The sequence below is a fragment of the Enterobacter cloacae complex sp. 677-3DZ2D5B genome (genome assembly GCF_004136695.1).
Lineage (GTDB): Bacteria > Pseudomonadota > Gammaproteobacteria > Enterobacterales > Enterobacteriaceae > Enterobacter > Enterobacter hormaechei_C.
Genome location: NZ_QFLS01000013.1, coordinates 21247 through 31971 on the forward strand (window position 1 = coordinate 21247; position 10725 = coordinate 31971).

The 10725-nt window shown below is 52.1% G+C and carries 10 protein-coding genes; all 10 read left to right on the plus strand.

Going from position 1 to position 10725, the window contains the following annotated elements; all coding sequences use genetic code 11:
• Window positions 1–5 precede the first annotated feature (5 nt).
• Window positions 6–476: a F0F1 ATP synthase subunit B gene (gene atpF, locus DD597_RS19345; RefSeq protein ID WP_003862370.1), complete on the plus strand. Its 471-nt coding sequence runs from the start codon at window positions 6–8 to the stop codon at window positions 474–476.
• A 14-nt stretch (window positions 477–490) separates the two neighbouring features.
• Window positions 491–1024 (plus strand): F0F1 ATP synthase subunit delta, encoded by a 534-nt coding sequence (gene atpH / locus DD597_RS19350; RefSeq protein ID WP_003862369.1) that lies wholly within the window; start codon window positions 491–493, stop codon window positions 1022–1024.
• A gap of 12 nt (window positions 1025–1036) precedes the next feature.
• Window positions 1037–2578: a F0F1 ATP synthase subunit alpha gene (gene atpA, locus DD597_RS19355; RefSeq protein WP_003862367.1), complete on the plus strand. Its 1542-nt coding sequence runs from the start codon at window positions 1037–1039 to the stop codon at window positions 2576–2578.
• A gap of 51 nt (window positions 2579–2629) precedes the next feature.
• Window positions 2630–3493: a F0F1 ATP synthase subunit gamma gene (atpG, locus tag DD597_RS19360; RefSeq protein WP_003862364.1), complete on the plus strand. Its 864-nt coding sequence runs from the start codon at window positions 2630–2632 to the stop codon at window positions 3491–3493.
• Window positions 3494–3524: 31 nt separating this feature from the next.
• Window positions 3525–4907 (plus strand): F0F1 ATP synthase subunit beta, encoded by a 1383-nt coding sequence (atpD, locus tag DD597_RS19365; protein WP_003862362.1) that lies wholly within the window; start codon window positions 3525–3527, stop codon window positions 4905–4907.
• A 20-nt stretch (window positions 4908–4927) separates the two neighbouring features.
• Window positions 4928–5347, plus strand: coding sequence for a F0F1 ATP synthase subunit epsilon (locus DD597_RS19370; RefSeq protein WP_003862360.1), 420 nt, complete (start codon window positions 4928–4930; stop codon window positions 5345–5347).
• Window positions 5348–5485: 138 nt separating this feature from the next.
• A complete protein-coding gene (glmU, locus tag DD597_RS19375; protein ID WP_022652099.1) occupies window positions 5486–6856 on the plus strand; it encodes a bifunctional UDP-N-acetylglucosamine diphosphorylase/glucosamine-1-phosphate N-acetyltransferase GlmU in 1371 nt (456 codons plus the stop codon).
• A gap of 240 nt (window positions 6857–7096) precedes the next feature.
• Window positions 7097–8926 (plus strand): glutamine--fructose-6-phosphate transaminase (isomerizing), encoded by a 1830-nt coding sequence (gene glmS, locus DD597_RS19380; protein WP_023315070.1) that lies wholly within the window; start codon window positions 7097–7099, stop codon window positions 8924–8926.
• Window positions 8927–9374: 448 nt separating this feature from the next.
• Window positions 9375–9938 carry a chaperone-usher fimbrial major subunit gene (locus tag DD597_RS19385; RefSeq protein WP_023315071.1) on the plus strand — a complete coding sequence of 188 codons (564 nt, stop codon included), beginning with the start codon at window positions 9375–9377 and terminating at the stop codon, window positions 9936–9938.
• A gap of 81 nt (window positions 9939–10019) precedes the next feature.
• Window positions 10020–10712 carry a fimbrial chaperone gene (locus tag DD597_RS19390; protein WP_044596304.1) on the plus strand — a complete coding sequence of 231 codons (693 nt, stop codon included), beginning with the start codon at window positions 10020–10022 and terminating at the stop codon, window positions 10710–10712.
• Window positions 10713–10725 lie beyond the last annotated feature (13 nt).

Here is a 10725-nt window from a genome sequence, read left to right on the forward strand (position 1 = left end):
GTGCTGTGAACATGAACGCAACAATCCTCGGCCAGGCCATCGCGTTTATTCTCTTTGTCTGGTTCTGCATGAAGTATGTATGGCCGCCTTTAATGGCTGCCATCGAAAAACGTCAGAAAGAAATTGCTGACGGTCTGGCTTCCGCAGAACGCGCTAAGAAAGATTTGGACCTTGCACAGGCCAACGCGACAGACCAGCTGAAAAAAGCGAAAGCTGAAGCTCAGGTAATCATTGAACAGGCTAACAAACGCCGTTCTCAGATCCTGGACGAAGCCAAAGCTGAAGCAGAACAGGAACGTACTAAGATCGTGACACAGGCTCAGGCTGAAATTGAAGCTGAGCGTAAACGTGCTCGTGAAGAACTGCGTAAGCAGGTTGCGATTCTGGCTGTTGCTGGCGCCGAGAAGATCATCGAACGTTCCGTGGATGAAGCTGCTAACAGCGACATCGTGGACAAACTTGTCGCTGAACTGTAAGGAGGGAGGGGCTGATGTCTGAATTTGTTACGGTAGCTCGCCCCTACGCCAAAGCAGCTTTTGACTTTGCTGTCGAACACCAAAATGTCGATCGCTGGCAGAATATGCTGGCGTTTGCCGCTGAGGTGACGAAAAACGAACAAATGGCCGAGTTGCTTTCTGGTGCGTTAGCGCCTGAAACCCTCGCCGCGTCGTTTATCGCCGTGTGCGGAGAGCAACTGGATGCCAACGGCCAGAACCTGATTAAGGTGATGGCGGAAAATGGTCGTCTCCGTGTGCTCCCGGATGTTCTCGAGCAGTTTGAGCACTTACGTGCCCTTAGTGAAGCTACCGCTGAAGTTGAAGTAACTTCCGCGACTGAACTGAGTGACGAACAGCTTGCGAAAATCACCGCCGCGATGGAAAAACGTCTGTCACGCAAAGTTAAGCTGAATTGCAAAATCGATAAGTCTGTAATGGCAGGCGTAATCATCCGCTCGGGTGATATGGTCATTGATGGCAGCGTACGCGGCCGTCTTGAGCGCCTTGCAGACGTCTTGCAGTCTTAAGGGGACTGGAGCATGCAACTGAATTCCACCGAAATCAGCGAACTGATCAAGCAGCGCATTGCTCAGTTCAATGTTGTGAGTGAAGCTCACAACGAAGGTACTATTGTTTCTGTAAGTGACGGTGTTATCCGCATCCACGGCCTGGCCGATTGTATGCAGGGTGAGATGATTTCCCTGCCGGGTAACCGTTACGCTATCGCACTGAACCTGGAGCGCGACTCCGTAGGTGCCGTTGTGATGGGTCCATACGCTGACCTCGCCGAAGGCATGAAGGTTAAGTGTACTGGCCGTATTCTGGAAGTGCCGGTTGGCCGTGGCCTGCTGGGTCGCGTTGTTAACACCCTGGGTGCGCCAATCGACGGTAAAGGTCCGGTTGAGCACGATGGCTTCTCCCCAATCGAAGTTATCGCACCAGGCGTTATCGACCGTCAGTCAGTTGATCAGCCAGTACAGACGGGTTATAAGTCCGTTGATGCCATGATCCCAATCGGTCGTGGTCAGCGTGAACTGATCATCGGTGACCGTCAGACCGGTAAAACCGCGATGGCAATCGACGCCATCATCAACCAGCGTGATTCCGGCATCAAATGTGTGTACGTGGCTATCGGCCAGAAAGCGTCCACCATTTCCAACGTGGTTCGTAAACTGGAAGAGCACGGCGCACTGTCTAACACCATCGTTGTGGTAGCAACCGCGTCTGAATCTGCTGCACTGCAATACCTGGCACCATACGCCGGTTGCGCAATGGGCGAATACTTCCGTGACCGCGGTGAAGATGCGCTGATCGTATACGATGACCTGTCTAAACAGGCTGTTGCTTATCGTCAGGTTTCCCTGCTGCTCCGTCGTCCACCAGGACGTGAAGCATTCCCGGGCGACGTATTCTACCTCCACTCTCGTCTGCTGGAGCGTGCTTCCCGCGTTAACGCGGAATACGTCGAGAACTTCACCAAAGGTGAAGTGAAGGGTAAAACAGGTTCTCTGACCGCTCTGCCGATCATTGAAACCCAGGCGGGTGACGTTTCTGCGTTCGTTCCGACCAACGTAATCTCCATTACCGATGGTCAGATCTTCTTGGAAACCAACCTGTTTAACTCCGGTATTCGTCCGGCGGTTAACCCGGGTATCTCCGTATCCCGTGTGGGTGGTGCTGCTCAGACCAAAATCATCAAGAAACTGTCCGGTGGTATCCGTACCGCGCTGGCACAGTATCGTGAACTGGCTGCGTTCTCTCAGTTCGCATCCGATCTGGACGAAGCAACCCGTAAACAGCTGAGCCACGGTCAGAAAGTGACCGAGCTGCTGAAGCAGAAACAGTACGCGCCAATGTCTGTTGCTCAGCAGGGCCTGGTACTGTTCGCGGCTGAACGCGGTTACCTCGAAGATGTGGAACTGGCGAAAATCGGTAGCTTCGAAGCCGCTCTGCTGGCTTACGTCGACCGTGATCACGCTCCGCTGATGCAAGAGATCAACCAGACCGGTGGCTATAACGACGAAATCGAAGGCAAGCTGAAAGCTATCCTCGATTCCTTCAAAGCAACCCAATCCTGGTAATCGTCCGGCGGCTTGTCTCAGGACAAGCCGTCTGGCATTGAGGAGAAGCTCATGGCCGGCGCAAAAGAGATACGTAGTAAGATCGCAAGCGTCCAGAACACGCAAAAGATCACTAAAGCGATGGAGATGGTCGCCGCTTCCAAAATGCGTAAATCGCAGGATCGCATGGCGGCCAGCCGTCCTTATGCAGAGACCATGCGCAAAGTGATTGGTCACCTTGCAAACGGTAATCTGGAATATAAGCACCCTTACCTGGAAGAACGCGACGTTAAGCGCGTGGGCTACCTGGTGGTGTCGACTGACCGTGGTCTGTGTGGCGGCTTGAACATTAACCTGTTCAAAAAACTGCTGGCGGATATGAAAGGCTGGTCCGATAAAGGCGTTCAGTGCGATCTGGCACTGATTGGCTCTAAAGGCGTCTCTTTCTTTAACTCCGTTGGTGGCAACATTGTCGCTCAGGTGACCGGTATGGGTGATAACCCGTCCCTGTCCGAACTGATCGGCCCGGTTAAAGTGATGTTGCAGGCCTACGATGAAGGCCGTCTGGACAGACTGTACGTTGTCAGCAACAAATTTATTAACACCATGTCTCAGGTGCCTACGCTCACTCAGATGCTGCCGTTACCGGCATCAGAAGATGACGAGCTGAAACAGAAAGCCTGGGATTACCTGTATGAACCCGATCCGAAACCGCTGCTGGATACCCTGCTGCGTCGTTACGTTGAATCTCAGGTTTATCAGGGCGTTGTAGAAAACCTGGCCAGCGAGCAGGCCGCACGAATGGTGGCGATGAAAGCCGCGACCGATAATGGCGGCAGCCTGATTAAAGAGCTGCAGTTGGTTTACAACAAAGCTCGTCAGGCCAGCATTACTCAGGAACTCACCGAGATCGTCTCGGGGGCCGCCGCGGTTTAACCAGGTTTACGAATTACGTAGAGGATTCAAGATGGCTACTGGAAAGATTGTCCAGGTAATCGGCGCCGTGGTGGACGTCGAGTTCCCTCAGGACGCCGTACCACGCGTGTACGACGCGCTTGAGGTACAGAATGGTAACGAGAGCCTGGTGCTGGAAGTTCAGCAGCAGCTCGGCGGCGGTATCGTGCGTACCATCGCCATGGGTTCTTCCGACGGTCTGCGTCGTGGTCTGGAAGTAAAAGACCTTGAGCACCCGATCGAAGTCCCGGTAGGTAAAGCAACACTGGGTCGTATCATGAACGTATTGGGTCAACCAATCGACATGAAAGGCGACATCGGTGAAGAAGAGCGTTGGGCTATCCACCGCGCGGCACCTTCCTACGAAGAGCTGTCCAGCTCTCAGGAACTGCTGGAAACCGGCATCAAAGTTATCGACCTGATGTGTCCGTTCGCGAAGGGCGGTAAAGTCGGTCTGTTCGGTGGTGCGGGTGTAGGTAAAACCGTAAACATGATGGAGCTGATCCGTAACATCGCGATCGAGCACTCCGGTTACTCCGTGTTTGCGGGCGTAGGTGAACGTACTCGTGAGGGTAACGACTTCTACCACGAAATGACCGACTCCAACGTTCTGGATAAAGTATCCCTGGTTTACGGCCAGATGAACGAGCCACCAGGAAACCGTCTGCGCGTTGCGCTGACTGGCCTGACGATGGCTGAGAAGTTCCGTGACGAAGGCCGTGACGTTCTGCTGTTCGTTGATAACATCTACCGTTACACCCTGGCCGGTACTGAAGTATCTGCACTGCTGGGTCGTATGCCTTCAGCGGTAGGTTATCAGCCTACGCTTGCGGAAGAGATGGGTGTTCTTCAGGAACGTATCACCTCTACCAAAACTGGTTCTATCACCTCCGTTCAGGCGGTATACGTACCTGCGGATGACTTGACTGACCCATCTCCAGCCACCACCTTTGCTCACTTAGATGCAACCGTGGTACTGAGCCGTCAGATCGCGTCTCTGGGTATCTACCCGGCCGTTGACCCGCTGGACTCCACCAGCCGTCAGCTGGATCCACTGGTTGTTGGCCAGGAGCACTACGACACCGCGCGTGGCGTACAGTCCCTGCTGCAACGTTATCAGGAACTGAAAGACATCATCGCCATCCTGGGTATGGATGAACTGTCTGAAGAAGACAAACTGGTGGTAGCACGTGCGCGTAAGATCCAGCGCTTCCTGTCCCAGCCGTTCTTCGTTGCGGAAGTATTCACCGGTTCTCCAGGTAAATACGTTTCCCTGAAAGACACCATCCGTGGCTTTAAAGGCATCATGGAAGGCGAATACGATCACCTGCCAGAGCAGGCGTTCTACATGGTTGGTTCCATCGAAGAAGCCGTGGAAAAAGCCAAAAAACTTTAACGCCTTAATCGGAGGGTGATATGGCAATGACTTACCACCTGGACGTCGTCAGCGCAGAGCAACAAATGTTCTCTGGTCTGGTCGAGAAAATCCAGGTAACGGGTAGTGAAGGTGAACTGGGTATTTTCCCGGGTCACGCACCGCTGCTCACCGCCATTAAGCCTGGTATGATCCGCATCGTTAAACAGTTCGGTCATGAAGAGTTTATCTATCTGTCCGGCGGCATTCTTGAAGTGCAGCCAGGCAGTGTGACCGTTCTGGCCGATACCGCTATTCGTGGCCAGGATCTCGACGAAGCGCGAGCCCTGGAATCGAAGCGTAAGGCTGAAGAGCACATTAACAGCTCTCATGGTGACGTGGATTACGCTCAGGCGTCTGCGGAGCTGGCCAAAGCGATCGCGAAACTGCGCGTTATCGAGTTGACCAAAAAAGCGATGTAACACCGGCTTGAAAAGCACAAAAGCCAGTCTGGATCCCAGGCTGGCTTTTTTTTTCGGCCTTAATTCATGATGAAAAAGATGTAGAATTTTAAGCATCAAACGTTTTTACTTCTCACACAAACTACCGTCAGGATGCGTATGTTAAACAGTGCGATGAGCGTGGTGATCCTTGCCGCAGGCAAAGGTACCCGCATGTATTCCGATCTGCCTAAGGTGCTCCACACGCTGGCAGGAAAGCCAATGGTTCAGCATGTTATTGATGCAGCGAATGAATTAGGCGCCAGCCAGGTGCATCTGGTTTATGGACATGGCGGCAATCTGCTGAAAAAAACGCTGCGTGACGACAATCTCAACTGGGTGCTTCAGGCAGAACAGCTGGGTACGGGTCATGCAATGCAGCAGGCTGCACCCTTCTTCGCTGATGATGAAGATATCCTGATGCTCTACGGCGACGTCCCGCTGATCTCCGTTGAAACCCTCACCCGCCTGCGTGAAGCCAAACCGCAGGGTGGCATCGGTTTGTTGACCGTCGTGCTGGACGATCCAACCGGCTATGGCCGCATTACGCGTGAAAACGGCAACGTGACGGGGATTGTTGAGCATAAAGATGCCACTGACGAACAGCGCCAGATTCAGGAGATCAACACCGGCATCCTGATTGCGAACGGTGCGGATATGAAGCGCTGGCTGTCCAGACTCAACAATAACAACGCGCAGGGTGAATACTACATCACCGACATCATTGCGATGGCTTACCAGGAAGGGCGTGAGATTGCTGCCGTTCATCCGGCGCGTATCAGCGAAACGGACGGGGTAAACAACCGTCTCCAGCTTTCCCGTCTTGAGCGTATTTACCAGTCCGAGCAGGCAGAAAAGCTGTTGCTCGCGGGCGTTATGCTGCGCGATCCGGCGCGTTTCGATCTGCGTGGCACGCTGACCCACGGGCGCGACGTTGAAATAGATACTAACGTTATCCTGGAAGGTAACGTCACGCTGGGCAACCGCGTCAAAATCGGCACCGGCTGTGTGATTAAAAACAGCGCGATCGGTGATGACTGCGAAATCAGCCCGTACAGCGTGGTGGAAGATGCCCATCTTGAGGCGGCCTGTACGATTGGCCCATTTGCGCGTCTGCGCCCGGGCGCTGAGCTGCTGGAAGGTGCTCACGTAGGTAACTTCGTGGAAATGAAAAAAGCGCGTCTGGGTAAGGGCTCTAAAGCGGGTCATCTGACCTATCTGGGCGATGCGGAAATTGGCGACAACGTAAACATTGGTGCAGGGACGATTACCTGTAACTATGACGGCGCCAATAAGTTTAAAACCATCATTGGTGATGACGTGTTTGTAGGCTCCGATACCCAGCTGGTGGCGCCTGTTACCGTGGGCAAAGGCGTGACCATTGCCGCCGGGACAACCGTTACGCGCGATGTGGCCGAGAACGAGCTAGTGTTAAGCCGCGTTCCGCAGGTCAGCAAGCAGGGCTGGAAACGCCCGGTGAAGCAGAAGTAACGGATTTATACCCCTCACCCTAACCCTCTCCCCACAGGGGAGAGGGGATTGTTCGGTGCGGTGTTTTTCTCCCTCGCCCCTTTGGGGTGAGGGCCGGGGTGAGGGGATAACATAATCCTCCCCCCACAAGCAGTACCCATAAAAATAACCCCACTCTCTACAAGGCTCGGGGCGCCCGGAAAGGGCAAATACAGGTCAGCGACAACGCATGGCATAACGCCATAATCAGGAAATATAACTATGTGTGGAATTGTTGGCGCAGTTGCGCAGCGTGATATTGCTGAAATCCTTCTCGAAGGTTTACGTCGTCTGGAATACCGTGGTTACGACTCAGCCGGGCTGGCTGTCGTTGATGCAGAAGGTCATATGACCCGTCTGCGCCGTCTCGGTAAAGTACAGATGCTGGCCCAGGCTGCGGAAGAACATCCGCTGCACGGTGGCACCGGTATTGCGCATACCCGCTGGGCGACCCACGGTGAGCCATCTGAAGGCAACGCACACCCGCATGTGTCTGAACACATCGTGGTCGTGCATAACGGCATTATCGAAAACCACGAACCGCTGCGTGAAGAACTGAAAGCGCGCGGCTATACCTTCGTCTCTGAAACCGACACCGAAGTGATTGCTCACCTGGTGCACTGGGAGCTGGCAAAGGGCGGTACACTGCGTGATGCGGTGCTGCGCGCTATCCCTCAGCTACGTGGTGCTTACGGTACGGTGATCATGGATTCCCGCGACCCGTCCACGCTGCTGGCCGCGCGTTCCGGTAGTCCGATGGTGATTGGTCTGGGCATGGGTGAAAACTTTATCGCTTCCGACCAGCTGGCGCTGCTGCCGGTTACCCGTCGCTTTATCTTCCTCGAAGAGGGAGACATTGCCGAGGTGACACGTCGCAGCGTGACCGTATTCGACACGAAAGGCGAGCAGGTTAAGCGTCAGGAGATCGAATCAAACCTGCAATACGACGCGGGCGACAAAGGCGCTTACCGTCACTACATGCAGAAAGAGATCTACGAACAGCCAAACGCCATTAAAAACACCCTGACTGGTCGCATCAGCCATGGTGAAGTGGATCTGAGCGAGCTGGGCGCCAATGCCAACGAACTGCTGAGCAAAGTCGAGCACATTCAGATCGTGGCCTGCGGTACCTCTTACAACTCCGGTATGGTCTCGCGCTACTGGTTTGAATCCCTGGCGGGTGTGCCGTGTGATGTGGAAATCGCCTCTGAGTTCCGCTATCGCAAATCTGCGGTGCGTCGTAACAGCCTGATGATCACCCTTTCTCAGTCTGGCGAAACGGCCGATACCCTGGCGGCGCTGCGTCTGTCTAAAGAACTGGGTTACCTCGGCTCGCTGGCCATTTGTAACGTGCCGGGCTCTTCGCTGGTACGTGAATCCGATCTGGCGCTGATGACCAAAGCGGGTACCGAAATCGGCGTGGCTTCCACCAAAGCGTTTACTACTCAGCTGACCGTTCTGCTGATGCTGGTGGCGAAACTGGCGCGTCTGAAAGGCCAAGATGCTTCCGTTGAACACGACATCGTGCATGGCCTTCAGGCGCTGCCGAGCCGTATTGAGCAGATGCTGTCTCAGGACAAACGCATTGAGGCGCTGGCTGAAGATTTCTCTGACAAACATCACTCCCTGTTCCTGGGGCGTGGCGATCAGTATCCGATTGCGCTGGAAGGCGCACTGAAGCTCAAAGAGATCTCTTATATTCACGCTGAAGCCTATGCGGCAGGCGAGCTGAAGCATGGCCCGCTGGCGCTGATCGATGCGGATATGCCAGTTATCGTGGTGGCACCTAACAACGAACTGCTGGAAAAACTGAAATCTAACATCGAAGAAGTGCGCGCCCGTGGTGGTGTTCTGTACGTCTTTGCGGATAAAGATGCCGGTTTCGCCAGCAGCGACAACATGCACATCATCGAGATGCCGCATGTGGAAGAGGTGATTGCGCCGATCTTCTACACCGTACCGCTGCAACTGCTGGCTTATCACGTCGCGCTGATCAAAGGCACCGACGTAGACCAGCCACGTAACCTGGCTAAATCGGTTACCGTTGAGTAATCACTTCCTGTAAAAAGGCTGCCATTTGCGTGGCAGCCTTTTTATTTGTTGCTACTTCTTTACACGCCTCATTTTTACTTTCTTGTGTACCCTATGGCGTAAAATGTTTCATGTAAAACATGTGGTTACATTTTTTTCGCTCTCCGTTTTTTGGACTTGTGCTGTTGCAAAAACGATCAAATAATAATTGTTTATTATTAAGATATTAATATATTCCTAAAATAATCCTCCTGCCAGTAGATATCGCATTTATTGTTTGTGGCTGATATTTATAACATGATTGAATCTGATACATTTCATTCATCCTTCTTAAAATAAAATATTACAAGCTGGAAAACTTATTTGTCAGAGGCGTTTTTAGGATCGTAATATTACGCCGCTTCAAATTTAATCATTTTATTTGGTTAATAAATAAAATATCAGCGATATAAAATTAATAGGGGTTGTCATGAAACTAAATGCTATCGCCAGCGCAATAATCTTGTCTTCATCCATATTATCTGGTGCTGCTCTGGCATCTGATGGTACTGTACATTTCCGTGGTGAGATCATTGATAGCGCTTGTGAAATTACCACCGTTACGAAAGAACAAAACGTTGATTTAGGTAAAGTCAGTAAAACGGCATTCAACGGTGTAGGCAGCACCTCCGCACCAACGCAATTCACTATCAGCCTGGAGAAATGCCCGCCAACCTATACCAAGGCATCGGTTCGATTTGACGGTACTGAAGCTGGCAATGGCGATCTGGCGATAGGTAACCCGGAAAAAACAGGCACGCCAGGCGACTTTACGGGTACAGGCGACGCGGTCACTGCAACGGGCGTAGCGATTCGTATCTATAACCGCGCAGACAACTCTCAGGTTGAGTTATACAAAGATTCTGCCACAACTGATATTGTGGATACTAAGGCCGATTTAAAATTCATTGCACGTTATATTGCAACCTCTACGACCGTAACGCCAGGTACAGCTAACGCTGACTCTCAGTTCACCGTTGAATATGTGAAATAATTACATTTATTAGTTAAAAGACGCCCTTATTCGCGTTGCTAATAATAAACATTTTAAGGGCGTCAACTAATGAGAGGCTGTATGGTTGCTTTTACACGTTTATTTAAAACATTCATGGCTGCGACAATGTGTCTCAGCTCGTCAATAGCCTGTGCAGGCATCATTGTCGGCGGCACGCGCGTCATTTTTTTGGCTGATAGTCCTGATGCCACCATATCGATTTACAACAAAGAGAGCGATCTGCCGTACCTGATACAAACCTGGGTCGACCCCTTTGACAAAGAAGATAAACATAAACCGCCTTTTACCGTCATACCACCCGTTTCCAGGCTTGAGCCAATGCAAGAAAAGGTCTTACGCGTACTTAAAATGGCCGGGACGTTGCCTACCGATCGCGAATCCGTTTTTTGGCTGAACATAAAAAATATTCCGCCATCCAGCAGTAAAAAAGAGACCAGCTCGCTGGAAATTGCGATTAAGACACGTATCAAACTGTTCTGGCGACCGGCGGCTATTACGTTAATCCCTGAGAAGGCGGTAGCGAACGTCGCATGGTCAAAACAAGGTCGGCAACTTATTGTTCAGAATAATAATCCTATCCATATCAATATCATGGATGTATCAGTTGATGGTAAAGACATACCAGTCAATATGATCAAACCCTTTGAAAAACTCTCGCTGACATTACCACCAGGAAGTGCAGGCCATACGCTTGTTTGGCGTTTTATTAATGATTACGGCGCCGTCAGCAACCCAGTAAAACAGGTGCTTTAATATTCTGATAGGG

Coding starts and splice junctions, on each gene's coding strand:
- atpH (WP_003862369.1), top strand. CDS start 491: ATGTCTGAATTTGTTACGGTAGCTCGCCCCTACGCCAAAGCAGCTTTT.
- atpA (WP_003862367.1), top strand. CDS start 1,037: ATGCAACTGAATTCCACCGAAATCAGCGAACTGATCAAGCAGCGCATT.
- atpG (WP_003862364.1), top strand. CDS start 2,630: ATGGCCGGCGCAAAAGAGATACGTAGTAAGATCGCAAGCGTCCAGAAC.
- atpD (WP_003862362.1), top strand. CDS start 3,525: ATGGCTACTGGAAAGATTGTCCAGGTAATCGGCGCCGTGGTGGACGTC.
- DD597_RS19370 (WP_003862360.1), top strand. CDS start 4,928: ATGGCAATGACTTACCACCTGGACGTCGTCAGCGCAGAGCAACAAATG.
- glmU (WP_022652099.1), top strand. CDS start 5,486: ATGTTAAACAGTGCGATGAGCGTGGTGATCCTTGCCGCAGGCAAAGGT.
- glmS (WP_023315070.1), top strand. CDS start 7,097: ATGTGTGGAATTGTTGGCGCAGTTGCGCAGCGTGATATTGCTGAAATC.
- DD597_RS19385 (WP_023315071.1), top strand. CDS start 9,375: ATGAAACTAAATGCTATCGCCAGCGCAATAATCTTGTCTTCATCCATA.
- DD597_RS19390 (WP_044596304.1), top strand. CDS start 10,020: ATGGTTGCTTTTACACGTTTATTTAAAACATTCATGGCTGCGACAATG.